The organism is Methanoregula sp. (assembly GCF_049510175.1).
Classification (GTDB): domain Archaea; phylum Halobacteriota; class Methanomicrobia; order Methanomicrobiales; family Methanospirillaceae; genus Methanoregula.
Map to the genome: position 1 here is coordinate 41814 of NZ_JBEKZF010000004.1, position 23653 is coordinate 65466.

14 protein-coding genes and 2 tRNA genes are annotated in these 23653 nt (G+C 54.3%); 8 read left to right on the top strand and 8 right to left on the bottom strand.

What is annotated here, in order from left to right:
* Positions 1 to 210: 210 nt before the first annotated feature.
* Both ABSG49_RS06975 and ABSG49_RS06980 read left to right on the top strand, forming a co-directional pair.
* Positions 211 to 423 carry a hypothetical protein gene (locus ABSG49_RS06975; protein ID WP_424025403.1) on the top strand — a complete coding sequence of 71 codons (213 nt, stop codon included), beginning with the start codon at positions 211 to 213 and terminating at the stop codon, positions 421 to 423.
* A complete protein-coding gene (locus ABSG49_RS06980) occupies positions 420 to 971 on the top strand; it encodes a hypothetical protein (RefSeq protein ID WP_424025404.1) in 552 nt (183 codons plus the stop codon). The genes ABSG49_RS06975 and ABSG49_RS06980 overlap by 4 nt, the downstream gene beginning before the upstream one ends.
* A 381-nt stretch (positions 972 to 1352) precedes the next feature.
* Here the strand turns inward: ABSG49_RS06980 and ABSG49_RS06985 are convergent, their stop codons facing one another.
* A complete protein-coding gene (locus ABSG49_RS06985; RefSeq protein WP_424025405.1) occupies positions 1353 to 2282 on the bottom strand; it encodes an SDR family oxidoreductase in 930 nt (309 codons plus the stop codon).
* Between the two features lie 262 nt (positions 2283 to 2544).
* Here ABSG49_RS06985 and ABSG49_RS06990 point away from each other — a divergent pair, with 262 nt between their 5' ends.
* Positions 2545 to 3234 (top strand): metal-dependent hydrolase, encoded by a 690-nt coding sequence (locus ABSG49_RS06990; RefSeq protein WP_424025406.1) that lies wholly within the window; start codon positions 2545 to 2547, stop codon positions 3232 to 3234.
* Positions 3235 to 3343: 109 nt separating this feature from the next.
* Here ABSG49_RS06990 and ABSG49_RS06995 read toward each other — a convergent pair whose 3' ends face one another.
* A complete protein-coding gene (locus tag ABSG49_RS06995; RefSeq protein ID WP_424025407.1) occupies positions 3344 to 3847 on the bottom strand; it encodes a hypothetical protein in 504 nt (167 codons plus the stop codon).
* A gap of 352 nt (positions 3848 to 4199) precedes the next feature.
* On the opposite strand from ABSG49_RS06995, the gene ABSG49_RS07000 reads away from it, so the two are divergent.
* On the top strand, positions 4200 to 4673 hold the full coding sequence (locus ABSG49_RS07000; protein ID WP_424025408.1) for a hypothetical protein: 474 nt from the start codon (positions 4200 to 4202) through the stop codon (positions 4671 to 4673).
* A 191-nt stretch (positions 4674 to 4864) separates the two neighbouring features.
* Here the strand turns inward: ABSG49_RS07000 and ABSG49_RS07005 are convergent.
* Together ABSG49_RS07005 and hypD are read right to left on the bottom strand one after the other, a co-directional pair.
* Positions 4865 to 4936: transfer RNA gene (locus ABSG49_RS07005), tRNA-Arg, on the bottom strand.
* A gap of 57 nt (positions 4937 to 4993) precedes the next feature.
* On the bottom strand, positions 4994 to 6022 hold the full coding sequence (gene hypD / locus ABSG49_RS07010; RefSeq protein WP_424025409.1) for a hydrogenase formation protein HypD: 1029 nt from the start codon (positions 6020 to 6022) through the stop codon (positions 4994 to 4996).
* A 46-nt stretch (positions 6023 to 6068) separates the two neighbouring features.
* Between hypD and ABSG49_RS07015 the strand changes: the two genes are divergently transcribed.
* The 3 genes from ABSG49_RS07015 (at position 6069) to ABSG49_RS07025 (ending at position 8111) form a co-directional block, all read left to right on the top strand.
* A complete protein-coding gene (locus ABSG49_RS07015; RefSeq protein WP_424025410.1) occupies positions 6069 to 7100 on the top strand; it encodes a mechanosensitive ion channel family protein in 1032 nt (343 codons plus the stop codon).
* A gap of 76 nt (positions 7101 to 7176) precedes the next feature.
* Entirely contained in the window at positions 7177 to 7887 is a 711-nt protein-coding gene (locus tag ABSG49_RS07020) for a sugar phosphate isomerase/epimerase family protein (protein WP_424025411.1), read from the top strand.
* Between the two features lie 150 nt (positions 7888 to 8037).
* Positions 8038 to 8111 (top strand) — tRNA-Thr (locus ABSG49_RS07025).
* A 161-nt stretch (positions 8112 to 8272) separates the two neighbouring features.
* On the opposite strand, the gene ABSG49_RS07030 is transcribed toward ABSG49_RS07025, so the two are convergent.
* Positions 8273 to 8449 carry a hypothetical protein gene (locus ABSG49_RS07030; protein WP_424025412.1) on the bottom strand — a complete coding sequence of 59 codons (177 nt, stop codon included), beginning with the start codon at positions 8447 to 8449 and terminating at the stop codon, positions 8273 to 8275.
* 413 nt (positions 8450 to 8862) lie between these two features.
* On the opposite strand from ABSG49_RS07030, the gene ABSG49_RS07035 reads away from it, so the two are divergent.
* Positions 8863 to 20283, top strand: coding sequence for a tetratricopeptide repeat protein (locus tag ABSG49_RS07035; protein ID WP_424025413.1), 11421 nt, complete (start codon positions 8863 to 8865; stop codon positions 20281 to 20283).
* Between the two features lie 77 nt (positions 20284 to 20360).
* On the opposite strand, the gene ABSG49_RS07040 is transcribed toward ABSG49_RS07035, so the two are convergent.
* The 3 genes from ABSG49_RS07040 to dnaJ form a co-directional block, all read right to left on the bottom strand.
* Entirely contained in the window at positions 20361 to 21056 is a 696-nt protein-coding gene (locus tag ABSG49_RS07040; protein WP_424025414.1) for a tetratricopeptide repeat protein, read from the bottom strand.
* 423 nt (positions 21057 to 21479) lie between these two features.
* On the bottom strand, positions 21480 to 22448 hold the full coding sequence (locus tag ABSG49_RS07045; RefSeq protein WP_424025415.1) for a methyltransferase domain-containing protein: 969 nt from the start codon (positions 22446 to 22448) through the stop codon (positions 21480 to 21482).
* 71 nt (positions 22449 to 22519) lie between these two features.
* Positions 22520 to 23647, bottom strand: coding sequence for a molecular chaperone DnaJ (dnaJ, locus tag ABSG49_RS07050; protein WP_424025416.1), 1128 nt, complete (start codon positions 23645 to 23647; stop codon positions 22520 to 22522).
* Between the last annotated feature and the right edge of the window lie 6 nt (positions 23648 to 23653).

Consider the following 23653-nt stretch of genomic DNA (forward strand, 5'->3'; position numbering starts at 1 on the left):
CTCAAAACTAAGTAATGCGGCCGTCTTTTTGTACATTTTTTATTTATTCAGAAAAGGCCACATATCCCAAAAGCAAACAGGTATCTGCCACACGGCCGGGCAGCCGGGCCGGACGGAATCGGCGAAAACTTTCTTCGGATTGTTGCAGCGGATAGCGTACGCTCCGTCCGGCCCGGACGATCGTCCGGCACGCGGCAGGAAATGAACGAGATGAAAAACGCAAGAGAGAGCACAGGGAACCGGGAGATGAATGGCAGCAGCAGAATGCTCTGCAATGAGATCGGTTCCGATGCAGGCCGGGGAAAACGTTCAACAGGAATGTACCGGCAGCTTGCATTACAGGATGTTGAACAAACAGGCACGCCGGCATTTTTCCGGCAGCCGCATCCGGCACACCAGCCAATGCGTGGTGAGGCCGGATGAGCCGGGGAAAGAGGCCGGTCGTTGCGATCGGCGAGGCGAAGCGCAGTGCCGTGGCTGCAGGGTTCATGCTGATCGAGCTGGTAACCGCGGCAGTGCTCCCGTTCGACTTCGTGGTTCACCGGGACGGAACATCGAGCGTTGTCCGGGTCAGGAGGCTGAAGCAGGCAGGGTTCAGGATCGAGAACATCCTGAGGGCCTGTGCGCAGGAACTCAAAGAGCTGAGGGAGAGTACCCTTCTGGACGGGCTGATCCGGGAACTCTGGGTCCGGGGGCCGGCCCGGGCATTTCACCGGTACCGCGTATTACCGGAAACGGTGGAAGAAATCGGGATTCCTGCGCAGTCACCGGAAAGCCTGCCGGATACGGTACGTGAGATCAAATCATCCCGTCTCATGGATGATCCGATACAACGGGACTCCCCGTCCCGTGTCGTGGAAATTCCGTATGTGGTCGGTCTGCCCGTTAGTCCCGAAATTCCCCGGGATGAGCTCGTTCCGGAATCAACAGAGGGGACGGCCGGCAGAGATGGATCCGTAAATACGGAATAAACCCCTTTTTTACTCAGGAGAAATCCATTTTCAGGTACGAGAACATCCCCCTCTTGCGCCACCAGAGTTGAAGAACCTGATGGTTCTTCTTCTGCCTCATCTCTGATGAGATTCGACATCCCCGCTGGGGGATGCTGAGGGTCTTCAGACCCGAAGCAAGAGAAGAACGCGAAGCGTTCTTCGACTTCGGGGCGCATTGCGATGCAGCGTTATTGAGTCAGCTGAAAATTCTGTTCTTTTCCCTACAGGTAATACGACGTCATCACAATGCGGGGATGCCACAGCGGTGGGCATGCCTGCATGCCCCCGGGAGCGTAAGAAACATTTTTAAGGTTTTCTACCGAGGGCAATTTTTAAAAAGTTTGAACCGGGCTGAATAAATTACCGGTTCCGGTACCAGGCAATCGTCTCCTCAAGGCCGCTTCTCACCGTGTACTCCGGTGCATACCCGAATGCCTGTCTCGCCCGGGCAATATCGGCAAGCGAGTCCCGGACATCGCCGGCGCGGGGGGGATCGAACGTCAAGGGTACGGTGATACCGGTCAGCTCCATGATCGTGGCCGCGAGTTCTTTTAAGTCGATGCGCTGGCAGTAGGCCACATTGAACACGCCCTGTGCATCGCTCTCCATGGCCCGGATGTTTGCATGCACGACATCCTTCACGTAACTGAAATCACGGGTCTGTCCGCCGTCGCCATAAATCACCGGGGACTCGTGGTTCAGGATCCGGGTAATGAAATTCGGGATCACGGCGGCATACTGGGAGTTGGGGTCCTGCCGGGGACCAAAGACATTGAAATACCGGAGGGAGACGGTCTTCAGGCCATAGACCTCAGAAAAGATCCGGAGGTACTGTTCCCCGGTCAGTTTCGATACGGCATAGGGTGAAAGAGGATGAGGGCACATATCCTCCTGCTTGGGAAGAGTCGGGGTGTTGCCATACACGGAAGAGGAGGACGCGAATAAAACCTTCCGCACCCCGCAGTCCCGTGCGGCGACGAGGACGTTCAGGGTCCCGGTCACGTTCGCCTCGTTGGTGGCGACCGGGTTGGCGATGGAACGGGGGACGGAAGCGATCGCCCCCTCGTGGAAGATCCCGTCCGCTCCGGCAAAGCTCTTCTGCAGCAGCGGGAGATCCGTGATGCTGCCTTTGACAAACCTGACGTTCTCCCGTGCAAGGAACGGTGCAATATTCTCCATCTTTCCGGAGAACAGGTTATCGACAATCACCACATCGTGTCCTGCGTTTACAAGCTCTTCGACAATATGGGAGCCGATGAACCCGGCGCCCCCCGTGACAATATATTTCATCGATACATCCTCTCTCGAATCCGGCACATAAAATATGTCGGATTATCATTGGTCACGGGATTATTAATGGATACTGGCATACCGTAGGTATATCTGGCCAGGATTTTATGCGATCCGGTGATCGGCAGAAAATTACACACCGTGATTTTAATGAAGGGTCAAAACTTCTGCGCATAGAGAGAAAAGTTCTGATGAGTTCCCCGGAGTGGTTTTTCCCACTCCTTTTTACCAAAGATAACCAACGATACAGTACAGATCGCGCATGTATTTTTTCTTTCACCTGTTCACGGGCATTGTTCTGGGTTTTGTAATCGGGGATCTCGTACGCGATCGCCGCTGGGTGATACCCTGTGCCTTCGGGGCTGTCCTTCCGGACCTGATCGACAAGCCCGTCGGGCAGATCATCTTTGCCTACAGTATCGGCTATGGGCGCATCTATGCCCACACCCTGCTGTTCTTTCTGCTGGTGCTGGTCGCAGGACTGGTTGTCTGGAACCGCTGGAGAAACCCGGCGGTCTGCGGCATTGCCGTGGGCATCCTTTCCCATCAGGTACTGGACTCCATGTGGCTGGAACAGGCAAACTGGTTCTACCCCCTGCTGGGTCCTTTCCAGGGCCACCTTTCCCCGGATTACATCAACGTCCTGATCCTGGGTGAACTCAATAACCCGTCTGAAGCAGTCCTTGCCGTACTGATCGGACTGTGTGCCCTGCTCTATCTGAAATACCGCCAGAAGATCCTGGAAAATACAAAGTCCCGTGCAATTTTGAAAGGAAGTTTACTGCTTTGCGCGCCGGTACTCTTCATTCTCGGGGGGATTGTTTTAGGTAAGGCCATGGTCAGGGAGACCCTGCCCTTTGCCAGCTGGAACGGGCCCATGGAATATTTTATGGGAGGTAGTGTCCTGGTACTGGCGGCATACGCAGCCTGGCGGTTGCACCGGCAGGTATAGCTGGAGATTTTTCCTTTTTTATACCATGACAGGCAGAGAATAACCCTGCTCTGAAAAAAAATCACGATATGAGCGCACTGAACTAAAAAAAAGGATACTATTCAGCTGTTCAGTATGCCATGGTATGGCTGATCTGCGGGATCGCGATCTGGTTATAGTATTGCGCTATGTAACCGTCCGGGAAATCAACCGTGGTGAGATCGGGAGAGAAATCCACATTAATGAGCGGGGCAAACCAGTACTGCTTCAGCACATTTTCCGCGGACTGGAACGAGAGGGCCGGCGTTGTCATGGTAACGGCAGTACCCTGTGTGTTCCGGGTTGCAAAGTCGTGGACAAGGACCTTGGCCTCGTTACCGGTGGCTGCAAGGACATCGACATTCTTGCCGTAATTGTTCTCAAGGGCAGATTTCAGCTCGGTATTGGGATCCGCGATATGGGTAAAGACGGCCACGTTCTCGAACCAGCTCAGGGCATAATCGAACGTGATGATCGCATCTCCATTGCCCTGCACATTAATATCCAGCGTCTTTGCCGTGAATGCCTGTGCCGGGCATATGCAGAACAACAGGATTCCGATGCCGAGTATCAGGTAGAGAATTTTTCGTGCCATAATCCGTCACTATCCATCTTCCGTACTGTTACCCGCTGGTGGATAAAAGGTTTGTTCCCGTGGGTACCCGTGTGCACCGGCCGCTGTTACCAGATCATGCAGATTCTCATGGTAGACTGCTTTTGGATCCCATGAGTGGATGATCAGAAACCTTCCCCATTATTCCTGGGATGCTATCCAACAATTCCCCATTCGAAACTCCTGGTGCCCGATGGGTCTCATAAACATTATTAAAAGACCTGGAAAAGTCACCAGTTTATGACTTTTTTATAGCGTGCAAAGATATAAATTGTTGAGAACATTATTGCATTTTTATACCAGTGGGCATTGAACTGGTGACCGGAGGAAGAAGATGGATGCGACATTGATTACTGAGATTGGATCATTCTGCATGGGCTTTATCGTCATGTGGATCGGCTTCTATTTCTTTAACCGTTCTACGACATTTGATGCGAAAGAATTCGGTGAATTTATAGCAGTATTTTTCGGCGGAACAATCATCCAGATATATACCACACAATTGGCCGATCCGACGAAGTTTATCTTCTGGATATACCCGATAGGCCTCGTGATGGGTATGTTTGCGTATCACTTTATCAGTAGTGGGAAAATCACCATTAAAAGTACCGTATCGAATACAGGAACTACGATTATTCCCATGCTAATATTAGCAATAATCGGATTTGGCGCCATATTGGCAGGTCTCTATCTCGGAGGGATCCTGACCAATATCTATGACACAGCAGGTTTGTTGTGTATTGTCGTTGGAATCATAGTGATTGCAATGGCAGCAAAATACCTCAGACTTTATATTGATTTTACCTGATTTGAACTGAAAGAGGATCCTTTTTTTTGAAAATCACCCGGGATTACCGATCAGGCCGTCATATTCTCATTTTGAAAAGGAGTTCACCAGATCGCAGACGACAAGGACAGTCTTCACTCGGATTTTTTAATTGATCTGATAGACAACTTTTCGAATCTTTATGATACGAGATTTGGACGTGAAAAGAAGTACGCCTCGGCCGGGACTTGAACCCGGGTCAAAAGCTCCGGAGGCTTCTAGGATGTCCACTACCCTACCGAGGCAGCTTTTACCTTATGTAATCTCACTCCCACCCATATAAAGGCAAAGGATGGCGGAGATCAGGCTTTCTTCATGTGGTACTGGTGCCAGATCCTGCAGGCCCCCTCGTGGCTCACCATGCACGGGCCGACCGGGGTCCGCGGGGTGCAGACCCTGCCGAAGAGTTTGCAGTCCGCAGGCTGCGCGATGCCCCGCAGCACCCTGTCGCAGATGCAGGCCGAGTGCTTGCTGATATGTTTGTAGACGATGCCGAACTTCTTCTGGGCATCGTACTGTTCGAACTCCTTTTTCAGACGGAGGCCGGATCCCGGAATCACCGGGAACCCACGCCATTCCACATCCGACAGCTCGAAGACCTCGTACATGAGCCTTTTCGCCTTGACATTGCCTTCGCGGCTGACCGCACGGGGGTAGGCGTTGTCAACCCGGTGCGTCCCTTCCCTGACCTGGCGCACGAGCATGAGGAGGCCGAGCAGGATGTCTTCGGCTTCAAAGCCGGCAACGACCTGGGGTACGGGGAAGACTTCGTACTCCTCGTATCCCATCACCGTGCAGACATGCCCGGGGAGCATAAAGCCGTGCAGCATCGCCTCGCCCTGCTCGAGCAGCCATTTCATCGCGGGCGGAACAACCCGGTGGCAGGATAAGATGGAGAAATTTTTGGGAGGCGTCGTGAGGATGGCGGCAGCAACGGTCGGGGCGGTGGTTTCAAACCCAACCGAGATGAAGACGACCTCCTTGTCGGTCTTCTGTGCAATCTCAACCGCCTTATGGACACCCTGCACAACCCGGACATCCCCGCCGCACGATTCCAGCGATCCCCTGGAGCCGGGTACGCGGAGCAGGTCACCGTATGTCGCGATGATGCAGTCCTTCTCCACCAGATCAAGAGCGGCATCGATCTCGCCCTGCGGCGTGATGCAGACCGGGCAACCGGGCCCCATGACGATCTTCAGCTGCGCCGGGAGCAGGCTGCGCAGCCCGGTCCTGGCGATCGCTGCTTCGTGAGTACCGCAGATGTGCATGAACGTCATGTCACGGTCCACCAGTTCATGCAGCAGATCTGTCATCTCTTTTCCCGTCGCCATAAAAATCTTAAAAGTATTTACCGCGAAATCACATAAGAGTACGTGTATGGATGATAGTCTGCTGTTTGCAATTGCCACCGTCATCATAGGGCTGGTGATCGCCGGGATCGCCCGTGCGATCGTCCGCTGGCTGAAAAAATTTGCAGAAACCACCGAAACGCAGTGGGATGATATCATTGTTGCGGCAATCGGGACGCCGGTCCAGGTCGGTATTATTGCCGTTTCCGTCTATATCGCGCTGAAATATTTCGGTATTGTCCCGGACCAGTATGCATGGATCATCTCCGATAAGATCCTGAATTCAATCTACATCCTTCTCGGCACCTGGATCATTGCTACCCTCGTCCACGACATCATTACGATCTACGGTCACGCGCTCGCAGAGAAGACGGAAGGAGACTGGGATGACCGGCTGGTCGAGCTCCTTGAACTCGCCGCACGGTATATCATCTGGTTTGCCGGGATCATGCTCATCCTCGTCAACCTGGAGATCAATATCACCCCGTTCCTTGCAGGTGCGGGCATCGCCGGCCTGGCCTTTGCCCTCGCGGCACAGGATCTCATCTCCAACTTTTTAGGCGGGGCCATCATCACCGTGGACAAGCCGTTCCTGGTCGGCGACCGGGTCAAGATCGACAACTTTTACGGCGATGTAATCAATATCGGTCCCCGGAGCACGCGCTTAAAGACACTCGATTACCAGATCGTGACTATCCCCAACAACAAGATCACGTCAACGTATATTGTCAATTATTCCGAGCCTGATGTCAAGCTCCGGATCACGATCCCGGTCAGCGTCGCGTACGGCTCCGACCCGGTAAAAGTAAAGGCGCTCCTCCTGGAGATCGCCCATGATGTCATAGAGAGAACCGATTACCTCCACAAGGACCCGGCACCGACAGCCTTTTTCCTCGAGTTTGCGGACTCAAGCCTGAAATTCATCCTCTATGTCTGGGCACGGAAATACAACCTGCCGGATGACGTGAAAGATGCGATCAATACGAGAATTGCCGGACGGTTCGCTGCAGAAGGTATCGATATCCCCTTCCCCCAGATGGAAGTGCGGCTGAAAAAATAAGAAAAATCCCTTCGCTTTTTTTCCTCTCCCAACCGGCACGCACACGTTTAAGTCCCTTGGGAAACGACCACTCATCATGTTCGGGGTCTCCACGTTCTGCCTGCACCAGGTCCCCCTTGCCGATGCGCTGGAAAAGATCGCGCCGCTCACGGACAGGATCGAGGTCATGGACGAAGGGCTCCACCATCTTGAGACTGCAGAGCTGCTCTGTTCCTATAATCACCATTTCTCCATCCATGCACCCAGCCGGGGGACCAATATCGCCAGTCTCCTCGAACCGATCCGCAGGGCCAGTGTCGAGGTCATGGCACAGTGTATGGTGATCGGTGCGGAGGTCGGGGCAGGCGTGGTTATCCATCCGGGATATTTCGCCTGGGCGGAAGAACGTTATAAGGCTGAACAGCAGCTGGCCCGGTCTCTCCGGGAACTGACGACCCTTTCAGAAGAATATTCGGTCCGGTTCTTTATCGAGAATATGGGGGACTGGGACTATTTCTTCCTCAAGACACCCGAAGAGCTCCCGCTTATCGGGAGTGCCGCGTTTGCCCTCGATGTCGGCCATGCACACCAGATGCACTGCCTTGCAGCGTTTCTTGAACACCCTGCAGCGCACTACCATCTCCATGATAATTCAGGAGACGCGGACGCCCACTGGGCGGTCGGCGACGGCACGATCGATTTTTCTGCGGTCATGAACGTTGTCAGGAAATCCGGTATCGAGCCGGTGATCGAAGTAGCAACGTTTGACGGGGTTTTAAAAAGTATTGACCGGCTGAATGCGCTCTGATGGCCGGATAATCGTACCGGATCCGTACCGGGTTATCAACAAGGTGCATTACGGGGGCTTTTTCCGATGCATCTCCGCAATGTTTTATAGGGATTACTCACAACGTAGTTAGGCAACCCGCATCAGAAAATGTTCGTCGGGTGCAGACATGCCTGTGTGACTCAGCCCGGTAGAGTACCTCCTTGGTAAGGAGGAAGTCGCGAGTTCGAATCTCGCCACAGGCTCTTTTTTCCGGATCCCCTGTTCCCGGGATTTGCGACATTTATTCGCTTTCGCGAAAATGCGTTATTCCAAACGGCAGGAATTATTATACAGATGTCAGGACATGGGGGGAATATCCTCCGATGCCCTGCCCTTCCGGTTATTTTTTATCTGAAATGGCACATCACCGCACGTACATTATCAGATCTCCATCGACGGTGATGGTATACTTCTGCAGCAATGCATCATCCCGCATCGTGCATTCCCTGCCAAAAACTTCCTGGAATTTTACCCGGATCCTGTCAGGGTGCCGGTTATCCTGATTCACCGTGCACTGAACCTGTTCCCTGGTGCTGATCATACCAGTGAAAAGGATCGCCGGAAATAATAATACCGGCCAGACGGAGGGTGAAAGTGATAACGGTCAGCCACACGCCCTGCTGCCGCTCGGGTATCATAACAATACCCTGCCTCAATTTTTTCAACGCAACTCCAGAAAAGATACAGACGGGGATTGAGCGTTTGTCCCGTGTCATCCGCCATCCGGGGAACGGGTAATACCTCCCCCGATTTTAACCAAACGCACTTAATATGGATTGAGTATAAAAATAGTATTCATACATTGGTATTGTACACGTATAGGTACCGGAAAAGGTATATGCGGCCTTTATGAAACCTGTATACCTGAGGAAAGAGAGAAATACCGGCAGCAGGACAGGATACGGGAAAAATCCACGACATACTCGGAATTTCTGAAACGAGGTTATTTCATTCATGAACAAGAGTGATGCGGAAGCGTTGTTGCGACAGGGGATCGAACTTTATGATCTTGGCAGGTTCCCAGAAGCCATCGTCATGTTCGACCGGGGACTTGCGCTCTACCCCAAACTGGCAAAAGCCCATTACTTCAAGGGAATCGCGCTCTACGATCTCGGAAAATTCGAAGACGCCATCGATGCCTACGACCAGGCGGTTGCCATCGAACCTGCCGATCCCAATGCCTGGTACAACAAGGCAGCCACCCTCGCCCAGCTGGGCAGGAACGAAGAGGCGCTCGAGGCCTGTGACCGCCTCCTCTCCATAAAATATGACAATGCCGAAGCCTGGATCCTCAAGGGAATCGCGCTCTATGAACTGGGCAGGTTCAAGGAGGCGATCTCTGCCTATGACCACGCCCTGATGGTGGATCCCCGTCACGCGAAAGTGTATTACAACAAGGGCATTGCTCTCGCCGATCTCGGGCGACACCAGGAAGCGATCTTTTCCTACAACAAAGCAATCGAGATCGTCCCCGGCTACTCACGGGCATATTATAACAAGGGTATAGCGCTTTACGATATCGGAAAATATGACGAGGCCCTGGCGGCGTTTGACAAGGCATTCGAGCTCGATCCGGACGATTTCTGGGTCTGGTACTACCGGAGTTTCATTCTTGCCAAACAGGAGCGGAATGAGGATGCCATCCTGTCTGCCGACAATTTCCTCCACCACGAACCGGGTCATGCCGATATCTGGGCCATCAAGGGGATCTCGCTCTTTAAAATCGGGAAATATGAGGATGCCATTTACGCTCTTCACCAGGCAAATGAGCTCAGCGCTGAACTTCCTGAAGCCTGGTATTATCTCGGACTTGCCGAAGTGCAGATCAGCCGGTTCGAGGAAGCTGCAGACGCGTTCACCAGGACTATCGGGGTAAATCCCGGAAATACCGAGGCCATATTCCAGCGGGGTCTCGCATATTTCCGGCTGAAAAATTACCGGGAATCCGTTCTTGATCTCGACAGGACCCTGGCACTCGAACCGGATAATGCCGAAGCCTGGTTCCGGCGCGGTGTTGCCTGTATCAACCTGAGCCGGTACGAAGAAGCGCTCGATTCCTTTACCCGCAGGCTCAAGATCGGGCAGGATCATGTCGGATCCTATTATTTCCGGGGGATTGCCCTCACACGGCTCGGCAGGCATAAGGAAGCGATCGAATCGTTCGAAGAAGCCCTCCGTCTGGATAACGGGTGTGCATCTGCTGCCTTCCAGGAGGGGATTTCCTATGCCAGCCTTGGCAGGTTCAGCGAAGCGATAGAAGCGTATGACCGTGCTCTCCGGATCAACCCCGGCTTTTCCGATGCGCTCTATCACAAGGGGTTTGCGCTCTCCAAGCTCGGAAGAAACGAGGATGCAGTCCAGGAATTTGAACGGACCGTTGCCTTCGACCCGAAGAATGCACAGGCCTTCCACCAGAAAGGGCTGCAGCTGGCAAAAATCGGCAGGTATGAGGATGCGATCGAGTCGTTTGACCGGAGTCTTGAAATCAGGCCCTCGTACCCCCAGGCCCTCTATGACAAAGGTGCGGCCCTCGTCAGACTCGGGCGGTACGAACAGGCGCTCGATGCGTTCAGGCAGACCCTTGCGATCAACCCGAAATATATCAATGCATATTACCAGAGCGGCCTCGTACTGGTCCAGCTTGGCAGGTACGAAGACGCGATCTCTGCATTTGAACAGGCAGCGGAGATCGATCCAACCCATACCCTTGCACTCTACCACCGTGGCCTGACACTTGCCCACCTCAACCGGTTCACGGAATCAGTAACTGCCTTTGATGCAGTCCTTGCCCTGTCCCCGCAGAATACCAATGCCCTGTATGAAAAGGCCCTTGCCCTGTTCAACCTGCTGCGCTACCAGGAGGCAGTCGTGGTATTTGATGAAGCCCTTGAACAGAACCCGGCCCTCACCGAAGGGTGGCTTCACAAGGGGATTGCGCTTGCGCATCTCGGGCAACGCGAAGATGCCATTGCTGCCTTCGACAAATGCCTCGGGCTCAACCCGAAGCTGACTGATGCTGCCGTGCGGAAAGGTATTGCCTTGTACACCCTTGGCAGATATGACGACGCAATCACAATATTCAACAGAGCACTTGACGAGGATTCGCGTGATATCTATGCCTTGTGTTACAAGGGGCTGTCCCTTTCTGCGCTGGGACGGTACGAAGAGGCGGTCCGCTCGTTTGAGAGGACCCTTGAGATCAATCGTAAATGCGCCCGGGCATTCTTTGAAAAAGGGAATGCGCTCTCCCGGCTGGGTAAACCTCTCGAGGCAGTGGTATCCTATGATCAGGCCCTTGAACTCTCGCCGGACGATCCCAAAATACTCTATAGCAAAGGGGTTGCCCTTGCACAGAGAGAGCGATACGATGATGCAATAAAGGCGTTCGAGAGTGCTCTTGCCCTTGAACCGGAAAATGCTTCCGGTCTCTATTATCTGGGTATTGCCTACGCCGGTCGCGAACGGTTCGATGATGCGATAAAAGCGTTTGAAAGTTCCCTTTCACTGGATCCATCCAGTGCACTGGCATACCACTTCAAGGGAATTGCCCTGATCCAGCGGGAACGGTATGACGAGGCGGTGAAGGCCTTTTCAAACGCCCTGACCCTGGATCCGGACAATGCGAGCTCATATTATTATAGGGGACTTGCCTATCTCCAGTCCAAACAGTATGAGAACGCGGTCTCAGCGCTCTCGCAGGCAACACAACTCGACCCGTCATTGACCGATGGGTACATGTACCAGGGAATTGCCCTCGCTGCACTATCACGCCATGAGGAGGCACTCCCGCTGCTTGACAAAAGCCTTGCGGCAAATCCCTCGCTGATTGAAGCGATGATCTACAAAGCCAGATCCCTCTTCAGTCTCGGCCGTTACCCGGAAGTGATCGAGACGGATGATCGCATCCTCTCTCTTAACCCGACACTCATTGAGATCTGGATGCAGAAAGGAGACGCCCTCTTCAGCCAGTCCCGGAAACTGGAATCCATCTATGCCTACACAAAGGCGCTGGAGATCAATGCCGGTCTTGCGGAAGGATGGGTCAGGAAAGGGAATGCCCTCTACGATCTCGGCAAGGTCCCGGACGCCATCGGCGCCTATACACGAGCCCTTGACATCAACCCGGCGCTCTGCGATATCTGGATGCGCAAAGGTGACGCGCTGTACCAGATTGGCAAAACGGATGATGCCCTCATTGCCTATGCAAAATCACTGAAAATTGAACCCGACAACGAGGCCGGGTGGATCAAGAACGGCAGGGCACTGTATGACATGGGCCGGTACCAGGATGCGATCGATGCCTTTGACAGTGCAATCTCATTGAACCAGCGGAGCATCGAGGCGTTCTACTACAAAGGACTGGCTCTTGAAAAAGTGAACCGTATCGAAGGCGCGATCCATGTTTTCGAGATCCTGCTCGAGATCGACCCGAAAAACGGCGAAGCCCAGTACCATAAAGGTCTGGCGCTCGCAACACTCGGCGATCACCGGGACGCAATCACCAGCTTTGAGAAGACCATCGTCATCCTTCCGGATTTTGCTCCGGCATGGTATAATAAGGGGAAATCCTTGATCGAAATCGGCAGATACCCGGATGCCATCATATCCCTGGAACGGGCAATCGGGATCGAGCCGTCCTACACAGAAGCCTTTTATTATCTCGGTTTAGCCCTGCTGAAGACAGGGAAATATGCCGATGCCCTTGACGCATTCGACAGGAACCTGGCAAAAGACACGAGCAATGCTCCCGGATATTTCAACCGGGGGATCGCCCTGGAAAAATCCGAAAGGTTCGAAGAAGCGCTCGAAGCCTTTGACAGGGCGCTCATCTATGACCCCGATAATGCCCTGGCGTTCTATCACAAGGGAAAAGCCTATGCCGACCTGAACCGGCACAGCGATGCGGTTTTTGCCTTTGACAAGACCCTCCAGTTAAAACCGAAATATACCGACGCACGCCTCCGCAAAGGTATCGCGCTGTATAACCTGGAAAAATACCGTGATGCCATCCACGATTTTGACAAGACCCTTGCGGAAAATGCAAACAATTTCCAGGCACATTATTACAAGGCGCGGGCCCTTGCCGATCTCTCCCAGCACCGGGAGGCGATTGAGGAATATTCCCTTGCACTCCGTCTGGATCCGGATTCGGCCGAAACTCATTACCGCAAGGGGCTCTCACTCCTGGACCTTTCACAGTATGATGAGTCCCTTCCCGAATTCGACCAGGCTGAACATCTCGATCCCGCGAGTGCGATGGCCCCTTATTACCACGGACTTGCCCTTATCCGGCTGGAACAGCAGAACAATGCAATCCAGGCACTGGACAGATGCCTGGCTCTCACGCCCCGGTATGCCCCGGCTCATTACCAGCGGGGACTCGCACTCTATACCCTCGGCCGCTTCCAGGATTCCCTCGATGCATTCGACCGTGCGCTCGAATCCGATCCGAAACTCGCTGACGCTGCACTCTACAAGTCATCTGCCCTGCACGATCTCGGCAGGTATGACGACGCATTGGCAGCCGCTGACCTTGCCATCTCCATCGGTCCGGAGTCTCCGGAAACATGGCACAGCAAAGGCGTAGTCCTTGCGGATCTTGAACGGTTTGGCGATGCGGTCACGGCATTTGACCGCTCGATCGAGATCGATCCAGCCCTCGCAAAAACCCATTATGATCGCGGTCTTTCCCTGATCCGTCTCGGGCGTTTCCTCGAAGCGGTAGAAGCATTCGACCGGGTTCTTGTCCTGGTCCCGAACAATGTCCCGGCTTTTTACCAGAAAGGTATTGCCCTTGCAGAACTGGGGATGTTCAATGAAGCCGTCCTCTCATACAATATTGCCCTGGAAATAAACCCGGAAGACACATCAGTACTGTACCAGAAAGGACTTGCACTGGTCCGGCTTGAGAATTTTGAGGATGCAATTGCGGTATTTGATGCAGCGTTCGCCAATGGCTCCCAAAAATCAGAGCCCCTGTACCAGAAAGGTCTTGCACTTGCGGCACTCGGGCGACAGGACGATGCAGCATCTGCATTTTCCCAGGCCCTGGAAGTTGACCCGGCGAACCGGGATGCACTGTACCACAAGGGGCTGGCCCTTGCCGAACTGGGAAAATTCAGTGATGCGATCGAGATCCTGACAAAAACCCTTGATACAAACCCGAAAATTGCCAATGCCTGGCTGATCAGGGGGTTCTGCCTCTTCGCGCTCGAACAGTTCCAGGAGGCAGTCCTCTCGTACAACAATGCGCTGGAGATCGAAGCGGATAACCCCCATACCTGGTTCTACAAGGGCCGGGCGCTGATCAGCCTTGGAAACGACGAGGAGGCCATCACGGCCTTTGACCGGGCCCTCCAGCTGGTTCCTGAATTCGGGGAGGCCTTCTATTACAAGGGTATCGCTCTCTTCCGCCTGAAGAGATTGCCGGAGGCTGCTGTCGTATTTGATGAGGCAAACCGGCTCATGCCGGACTTTGCCGATGCCTTCCTGGAGAATGGAAGGACTCTTTCTGCCCTCGGGCGATACCGTGAGGCCGCAACAGCCTTTGAACGGGTATTGTCTGTGCACCCCAAAGATCTTCCTGCAGCCTATGGTCTTGCACGGGCACTGGACCATCTCGGGTCGTACAAGGAGGCGATCGCTGCCTATGCGAAGGTCAACCGGATCTCCCCTGACTGCGAACGCGCATTCCTGTACAAAGGTTTTGCCCAGATGCTCAGTCACCAGTATGACGATGCGGTTGTCACCTTTACCCGGGCCCTTGAGATCAATCCGTCCAATGCCGAAGCCTGGCAGGAAAAGGGCAAGGCGCTTGTCATCCTTGAAAAATACGAGCAGGCGATCGAGTCCTTCGACGGGTTTCTTTCCGTCAGGCCGGATACGGCAGAGATATTGTTTGAAAAGGGCCTTGCCCTGACCCGTCTCGACAAAACCGAAGAAGCTCTTGAAGCCTTTGACCGCTGTATTGCACTCGGGGATGATACGGCAAAAGTTCATGCCGAACGGGGGATCTGCCTGCACAAACTGGGTCAGTTTGAAGCAGCAATTGCATCAGCAGACCGGGCACTTGTTCTCGATCCACGCGATTCCCGTTCAATGCTGGTGAAAGGCGAGTCCCAATCGAACCTCGACCGGTTCCAGGATGCCATTTCCGCATTTGACGGGGTGCTCGCGCTGGACCCGGAGAACGAGCGGGCACATAAAGGACGGGGCACTGCGCTGGTAAAACTTGCCCGTTACGAGGACGCGGTGATTGAACTCGACCGGGCGCTGGAAAACGATACGGCCAATCCGGAACTTCTCACCTGCAAGGGATACTCCCTTTACCGGCTTTCCCGGTATAAGGAGGCGGTGGAATCCCTGGGTAAATCGCTGAAACGCAAATCCCAGAATCCCGTTGCCCTGCTCTTCCGGGGGAAGGCATATCTCCGGATCAGCCGGTGGGAAGATGCCCACGCCCTGTTCGAGAAACTGATCAGTCTCGACCAGAAAAACGCTCCGGCATGGTACTACAAGGGAATCTGCCTCTCGGCAATGAATCTCCACAACGATGCACGTGCCGCTTTCGAACAGGCAATTGCAGTCGATGACACCTGTGCGGTCGCATGGTATAACAAGGCACGTGAATCGGGGGCACTCAAACAATACGAGGATGCCATACCGGCGCTTGACCGTGCGCTTGAACTGCGGCCTGCCCTCTTAGAAGCGGCATACCAGAAGGGGCTCGTGCTCTCCATTCTTAACCGCAATGATGAGGCTGTTGCTGCATTCGATCTCGCTGTTGCCGGGGGGATGAACACCAGCGAGCTGCATTATTACCGGGGAAATTCCCTCATGCAGGTTGGCCGGTGGCAGGATGCGCTGGATGCCTTCAACAGGACAATTGCACTTTCACCTCTGGATGCGGCGGCATGGAACGAGAAAGGGCTGGCCCTTTCCCGGCTCGGGGATAATTCCCAGGCAGTAGGCGCGTTTGACAAGGCACTCGAACTCGATCCAAAATCTGCGCAGGCCGCATACGGCAGGGGCCTGGCGTTGTCCGGACTGGGTAACGATGACGAGGCCGTCAGGTCCTTCAGCCACGCATTAGAGCTGGATTCCACGTTATACGAAGCAGCACATCACCGGGGCCTGGCCCTTTCCCGGCTCGGAAAATATCCCGATGCCATCAAATCGTTTGATGACACGATCGAATACGCACCTGAATATGCACAGGCCCATTATCATAAAGGTCTGGCACTGCAGGCCCTCGGGAAATATGAAAAAGCGCTACGCTCCTATAAGCAGGCACTCACGCATGATGCATCCCTTATCGACGCAGTATACCAGACCGGCCTTTCCTATGCCGGGATGGGAAGAGATGACCATGCTCTCAAGATATATGACAAGATGCTGGAACTCAGTCCGGACAACGCCCCTGTATTGTACCAAAAAGGGCGTTCACTTGCCCGGTTGTCACGTTTTGAGGAGGCACTCCGGTCAATTGACAACGCATTGAGTTATGAAAACAATAATGCCGATGTCTGGACCCTCAGAGGAAGCACACTCTTCGATCTTGGCAGGTTTGAGGAATCCCTGGAATCCTTTGACCGCGCGATTGCCCTTATACCCGAAAATGCGACCGCCTGGTACCTGAAAGGACGGTCACTTATCGATCTGACCAGGTACCAGGAAGCGATCTCCTGTTTTGATCATGTACTTGCTTCCGATGAAGCCTGTGCCGGGGCGTGGCTGAGAAAAGGAAGTTCACTCCTCTCTCTCGGGCAGTTTGAACCGGCAATCGATGCCTTGTCCCGCGCCCTTGAGCTGGAACCCCAGAATGCAAATGGCTGGTACGACCGGGCGATCGCATTGTCTGAACTGGGGAGGTATGAAGAGGCGGTCGCATCCTATGATCGCGCAATCGACATCAACAGGAAATATACCAATGCGTGGTACGACAAAGGGGTCGCACTGGCACACCTCGGTCGTGACCGTGACGCGATCCAGGCATTCGAAAATACCACCGCGATCGATCCACACTTCACCAGTGCATTTTACGATAAAGGGCTTGCCCTGGAACGGCTCTCCCAGCACAAGGAGGCGCTCATGGCATTTGACGCGACCCTTTCGATCAATGCATCCGACATCCAGGCTCTCTACCACAAAGGATTGGCGCTGTACCACCTTGACCGGTTTGAAGAGGCTGTTACGGCGTTCGATGCGGCGATTGCCCTGAACCCGGCAGACCCCGATACCTGGTACTATAAAGGAATCTCCCTTGCCAGGCTGGGGAAGGCGGACGACGCCATTCCTGCATTTGACCATGTACTGGACCTGCGTCCGGACGATGCGGATGCATACCTCCTGCGGGGCCGCGCATCCTATCTGCTCGGCTCGTATGACAATGCAATCCGGTCTTTTGACAAGGTCCTCGAAATTTCACCACAGCACGCAACGGCATGGTATGAGAAAGGGCTGGCCTTGTATGATTTAAAACGGTACACTGAGGCCATCGATGCTTTTGACAGGACACTCCAGTCAGACCCGGGAAACCATGATGCATCGTATTATCATGCTGCGTCCTATGTCGCGCTCGGCAGGTATACAGAAGCCGTCGAGTCATTCCACCGCCTCCTCACCCTGGCCCCGGATGATGCGAAAGCCTGGTACGAACAGGGAGAAGCGCTTGCCCGCCTCGAACGCCATGAAGAGGCCATTCCTGCATTCAACCAGGCAATCCGCATCAAACCGGACTATTTCGATGCCCTGTTCATGAAAGCTCGCTCATTCGACAGTCTTGGCACGCCAAAAGAGTCAATTGACGCATACAACCAGGCGCTGGCCATCCAGCCGCTGCACGTGCCCTCTCTCCATTTCAAGGGCGTTGCTCTTGCGAAACTGGGAAAATATGAGGATGCCATCAAAGTGTTTGACCGGGCACTGGAGATCGATCCCGCATATGCGGAAGCGTTGTATGACAAGGGCCGGGCCCTTTCAGCACTCGGCATGTACCGTGAAGCCGTGAAGACATTCGACAAAGTGCTCAACCTTGACAAGAACTATGCCGGCGTATATTACGACAAGGGATTTGCCCTCGCGAACCTGGGCCGGCATGACGAGGCCATCATCGCTTTCAGTAAAAATATCGATCTTGATAACGGTAACTGGCAGGCCTTTTACCAGAAGGGACTTTCGCTCTCTGAGACCGGAAGGTACCAGGATGCCATTGAAGCCTTTGACCAGGTCACAAGGATCTTCCCGGAATCCATCGATGCGTGGCTTCACCGCGGCAAGGCGCTGGCAGAGCTGGGCAGGCACAACGATGCCGTCGAGGCATATGGCAGGGCGCTCGAGATCGATCCGACCAATGCCGAAGCCTGGTATCTCAAGGGAAGTGCCATTTTTGCAGTCTCCCGGTTCGAGGAGGCAATTGAGGCATTCAACAAGGCTCTTGAGATACAGCCGGATTATGTAGCTGCCTCTTACGACCGGGGAAGGGCCCTCTTCCACCGGGGGATGTACAAGGAGGCCGTTATTGCATTTGATAATGCACTCTCCATCCAGCCGAAACTGGTGGAAGCCCTGTACCAAAAGGGCATTGCACTCGTCAAACTCTCTCAGTACGATGAGGCAATCCATGCCTTTGATCTTGCCCTGAAGATCCGCCCCAATTTCGCCTATATCTGGACCGGAAAGGGTATCGCCATCTCATCTCTTGGCAGGGACCAGGATGCCATCAGCTTCTTCCACAAGGCGCTCGGCATTGATCCAAAAGACGCCCGTGCCAGTTACTATCTGGGGGTATCATTCCTGCGGCTTGGGAAATATCACGAAGCCATCAAAAATCTCGAATCCGCACTCGTGCAGCATCCGGACTGTGCGGAAGCATTCTACCAGAAAGGCCGGGCGCTTGCCATGCTTTCCATGAACAACGAGGCAGTCAGTGCCTATGACCGGGCACTCACCCTGCGGGAAGATTACCGGGAAGCCCGGCTGTACCGTGGAATTTCAAGGGCTGGTCTTAACCAGTATGACCTGGCAATCCAGGATTACGATCACGCCCTTTCCCTCAACCCGTCCTATGCTGCTGCATACCTTTTCCGGGGTATCGCCCTTATCCGCGTGAACCGCAATGAGGAAGCGATCGGAGCATTCGACCAGGCGCTCTCGATCCAGCCGGACTATGCTGAAGCCTGCTATTACAAGGGCCTCGCCCTTCTCGAGCGGACGCAGTACGCAGAAGCAATCCTGTCATTCGATCTGGCTCTTGCAAACAACAGCCGGTATGCTGATGCGTATTATAACAAGGGCGTTGCCCTGGCCCGCATTGAGCGTTTCGATGATGCAGTAACCGCATTCAACGCTGCACTCGGGGTCCAGACGGATTATGCCGATGCGATCTACGAACGTGGAAGATCCCTGATGCACCTTGGAAAGTACAAGGAGGCCATCGCATCCTTCGACCAGGCCCTGACGCTCAATCCCGGGAATGCCCGTGCCTTTTACGAGAAAGGCCGGGCGCTCGTATCCCTTGGGAACCCGACTGCCGCAACCACTGCGTTCGACCGCGCTATCGATATCAATCCTTCCTGCTGGCAGGCCTTTTTCTGGAAAGGCCGGGCACTTTCCGAGCAGGGCAGTTTTGATGCCGCTATCACCGCTTTTGACCACGCGCTGGAGGTCATGCCCATGGTGTCGTCCCTTCATGACCAGAAAGGACTGGCGTATGCAGCGCTCGAACAATACCGCGAGGCGATCAAGTCCTACGACCGTGCACTGGAGATCGACCACCGTTCCGAAGTATTTGCCCACAAGGGAATCTCCCTTGCCGAACTCGGGATGTACCGGGATGCCATCGAGGCATTCGACAAGGCCCTTGACCAGGACCCGAAACTTACCGAGGCCTGGATTGGCAAAGGGAACGCGTTCTACGATCTGGGGAAGTATCCCGAGGCAGAAACCGCATACAACCAGGGATTGGTCCTGGACCCGGAGAACGCAATGGCATGGACCCGGCATGGCATGGTCCTGTCATCCCAGCAAAAATATGAAGCTGCCATCGAATCCTATGACCGTGCGCTGTTGATCGACCCCACGTTCTCTATCACGTATTTCACCAGGGGAAGTGCCCTTATCGCACTGGGGCGGAATGAAGAAGCGGTGGATGCATTCAATGCAATGATCAATATCCAGCCGGAATTCGTTGACGCCTGGATTCACAAAGGCCGGGCACTCCTGGAGATGGGCAGGTACCAGGACGCGCTCGCGGCCTTTAAACGGGGGCTGGAGATCGAGCCCGGGCGCAAGGAGATCTGGAATGATATCGGGGATACCCTGGACAAGATAGGAAAACACGAAGAAGCAAAGATCTGTTACGACAAGGCACGGTAGAATTACCACGCTTTTTTTGATTCTTTCAAAAACCTGTCAGCCGCAACGGTCGTGATCCGTAAAAAAGAAGTGAATCGCTATTCTTTCTTTTCCCGCAGGAATACAAACCAGACAACAATACCGATGATAACCACGGCAATACCGGCCAGTACCGGGACGTATTTCACATAATCGGGTGTCGATGTGTCTTTGAGCTGTTGTGCGATCTGTTTGTTCTGGGCAATTTTCGGGTAATCGGGATTGAGTTCCTGGACCTTGTCAAACGCCGCGATTGCCTCATCGTACCTCTTCAGGCCGGCAAGGGCATATCCTTTGTTGAACCAGGCATCGGCATTGCCGGGATCGAGCTCGATCGCCTTTTCGAACGCGAGCAGCTGCTGGTTATAGTATTCATTTGCCGTGGTCAGGTCCTTCTTCTGGTCTTCGTAGACATACCCGATATTGTACAGGATCTGGCCGCGGTTGATCCAGCCATGGGCGTAGTCGGGATTGATTGCCAGAGCCCGGGCAGATGCGTCCAGTGCATCGGAGAACCGGCCGTTACGGTTGAGTGCGTCCGCCTTGGCGTCCCAGGCCTCGAAGTATGACGGTTCAAGGGAAATGGCACGATCATATGCTGCGACGGCTTCAGTATAATTCCCCGATGCGAGGAATGCATTTCCCTGCCCGTACCATCCGGTCGCATCGCTGGAATATGCCAGGACCGGGGTGCAGAGGACGAGAAGAGCGATACCGATGACTATTATCAGGCGGCTCGGGTATCTTGTGGTCATATCAGCTCAGTATATCTGACATCGATAAAGAATAAAGGATTCTTTGGTTCTGATAAAATCATTGACCATTCATGCTGACGCGCTTGAGGACTACGGCATAAAATGCCTCCGTCCCCGCCGCTGGGGCATCCCCTGTAAGGGGATATCCACTCAGAAGGTCAGCGAAAAACAAAGAACAACCAGACTTTCGAAAAGATGAAACCGTGAGGAAAACGGGGGGGTCAAGGGGATGCTCCCCTTGCGTTGCCTCCCCCTCCGGGGAGACTGCTGTTCCCGAAGGGAAGAGCAGGCTTGAGAAGAACCGTAGTTCTTCGATATGATGAGGGGATCACACTCATAGTTGTCTGAGGTGTTTACCGAATATATAAGTAAAAAAGGGATTTCTTTAGAGCCGATTCTTCACTATCCGCATGAGGTAAAAGATCACTGCGTCAGCACCAGCACCCTGCGGGTGAGGCTCTTATGCACGCGCTGGCTGTGCTGCTGCAGGATGGTCATGTGATGTGCAGCAATACTGGAAATGTCCCGGTGGGTAACGACAACAGCACGATGACCGGGCCGGAGTACGCGGCGGATCTCATCGAGGGCATCGCCGTACAACCGGTCCATGGTATCACTCTTCCGGATACAGACCGACTGGCCGTAGGGAAAATCGGTGACAACGCTGTCGACCGTATTGTCTCCGAACGGAAGGGATGTTGCATCACCCAGAAGGAATGCAGTATTTTTTGCATTCCTGCGGCTCCCCCGGATCATAAACGCATCAAAATCACTGCCGATCGTGTGCATACCAAGCAGTTCGGCCTCGATAAGGATTCCCCCGGTCCCGCAGAAAGGGTCAAGCACGATATCCCCCGGACTGTTGCATGCGATATTGACCAGGGCCCGTGCCATTCTGGGCATCATGACGCCCGGGTGGAAGAAATCACGTCTGCCGGGGTTCCGGGAATCATAGGCTGCCCGGTTGATCGGGAACAGGACTCTGCCAAAATAGCACCGGTCTTCCGAGAGGATGGCCCGGTACTCGAGCTCCGGTGTTTTCAGAGAGACCGGCCCGGAGATCATGGTGCCGATGAGCCGCTCGAATTCACGCTGAGACTGCGGGTTGCGCTCATGGCAACCCCCATGGACTTTCTTTGCCCTCCCGGCAAAGGGCCGTGTTGTTTCGAGTGCAAGCTTCCTGAGCAGTTCCCGGAATGCGGAAAGGCCGGGTTCGCATTCACCGAGGTACTCGAGCACGACCTGCGTCATGGCAAGACGGAGCGCTGCTTTCGGGTCAGGACAGTCAGCGACCGCGACCTGCAGTCGTTGATCGGTCACCGTACCGATACATTCGAGCTCCGCAAACGGGAGGGTGGGATTTTCCCCGGAGAGCTCAAAGATCAGTTTCATCCTGATCACATGCGACCCGGGCACTCAAATAGGTGTGCCAGAAAGGAGTGAAAAAAGGGTATTCTGGTTCACTATCTGGATCTCTTTTTGCCCATGAACCCGGAGAAGAAACTGCTGTTCCCGCTGCTCTTTCCTTCCAGTTCGATCAGTTTCTGGTACAGTTCCTTCTGCTCGCTGTTGATGGATTTTGGCGTGACGATCCTGACACGGACGAGAAGGTCACCGGGTTTTCCCCGACGCTTGACCCCTTCCCCGGCAATCTTGAGCGCGGTATTGGACTGGACCCCGGCAGGGATCCGGAGATCGATATGACGCTTGTCGATGGTCACGATCTCGATCTGCGTCCCGAGCACGGCCTGCGCAGGACTGATATCAACTGACGTCTCAAGGTTGTCACCGGACCGGACGAACCGGTCATGGGGCTGGACGTACACTTCCAGGAACAGGTCGCCGTTCGCGGCCCCGTAGTCCCCGGCCTCCCCGTAGCCTTCCATGCGCAGCCGCATCCCGTTATCGATACCGGCCGGTATATGCACGGAGATCTTCCGCTTGACACGGGTGTGGCCCGAACCATGGCATTCCCTGCACATCTTCTCCGGGATCTTCCCTTTGCCCCCGCACTGGGTGCAGGTGGACATCCGGACGAACTGCCCGAACGGTGAGTTGGTTGCCTGCCGGATCTGTCCGCTGCCACCGCACCGCGGACAGACATTCAGCTTTTTCGTCTCACTGCCGGAGCCGCCGCAGGCCGTGCAGGGCTCCGAATGCATCACCTCAATTTCCCGGTCAATACCGGAGACTGCATCTTCAAGCCGTATCTGGATGCGCATCAGCAGGTCGGCACCGGGCTGGGGCCCGGATCTCCGCTGGCCCCCCCCGCCGAAGAAATCGAAGATGTCGCCAAAACCGGAGAAATCGGAGGAGAACCCGCTGTTGCCGAACCCTCCCCCGCCGGTATAGGAGCCCTTTGAGGCATTCGTGAATGTCTCGTGGCCCATGTTGTCATACTGTGCCCTCTTCTGCTCGTCGGAAAGGACGCTGTAGGCCTCATTGATCTGCTTGAACTTGTCTTCTGCGCCGGGTTCCTTGCAGATGTCAGGATGGTATTTCCGTGCGAGATTGCGGTAGGCTTTCTTGATCTCCTTCCCGTCGGCATTCCGGGGAACACCTAAGGTGTCGTAATAATCTCCCGCACTCATTGCTTG

Bases quoted from the DNA above. Each gene is read 5' to 3' on its own strand.
- ABSG49_RS06990 (WP_424025406.1), top strand. From the start codon at position 2,545: ATGTATTTTTTCTTTCACCTGTTCACGGGCATTGTTCTGGGTTTTGTA.
- ABSG49_RS07020 (WP_424025411.1), top strand. From the start codon at position 7,177: ATGTTCGGGGTCTCCACGTTCTGCCTGCACCAGGTCCCCCTTGCCGAT.
- ABSG49_RS06995 (WP_424025407.1), bottom strand. From the start codon at position 3,847: ATGGCACGAAAAATTCTCTACCTGATACTCGGCATCGGAATCCTGTTG.
- ABSG49_RS07045 (WP_424025415.1), bottom strand. From the start codon at position 22,448: ATGAAACTGATCTTTGAGCTCTCCGGGGAAAATCCCACCCTCCCGTTT.
- ABSG49_RS07035 (WP_424025413.1), top strand. From the start codon at position 8,863: ATGAACAAGAGTGATGCGGAAGCGTTGTTGCGACAGGGGATCGAACTT.
- ABSG49_RS07000 (WP_424025408.1), top strand. From the start codon at position 4,200: ATGGATGCGACATTGATTACTGAGATTGGATCATTCTGCATGGGCTTT.
- ABSG49_RS06980 (WP_424025404.1), top strand. From the start codon at position 420: ATGAGCCGGGGAAAGAGGCCGGTCGTTGCGATCGGCGAGGCGAAGCGC.
- ABSG49_RS06985 (WP_424025405.1), bottom strand. From the start codon at position 2,282: ATGAAATATATTGTCACGGGGGGCGCCGGGTTCATCGGCTCCCATATT.
- ABSG49_RS06975 (WP_424025403.1), top strand. From the start codon at position 211: ATGAAAAACGCAAGAGAGAGCACAGGGAACCGGGAGATGAATGGCAGC.
- ABSG49_RS07030 (WP_424025412.1), bottom strand. From the start codon at position 8,449: ATGATCAGCACCAGGGAACAGGTTCAGTGCACGGTGAATCAGGATAAC.
- hypD (WP_424025409.1), bottom strand. From the start codon at position 6,022: ATGGCGACGGGAAAAGAGATGACAGATCTGCTGCATGAACTGGTGGAC.
- ABSG49_RS07015 (WP_424025410.1), top strand. From the start codon at position 6,069: ATGGATGATAGTCTGCTGTTTGCAATTGCCACCGTCATCATAGGGCTG.
- ABSG49_RS07040 (WP_424025414.1), bottom strand. From the start codon at position 21,056: ATGACCACAAGATACCCGAGCCGCCTGATAATAGTCATCGGTATCGCT.
- dnaJ (WP_424025416.1), bottom strand. From the start codon at position 23,647: ATGAGTGCGGGAGATTATTACGACACCTTAGGTGTTCCCCGGAATGCC.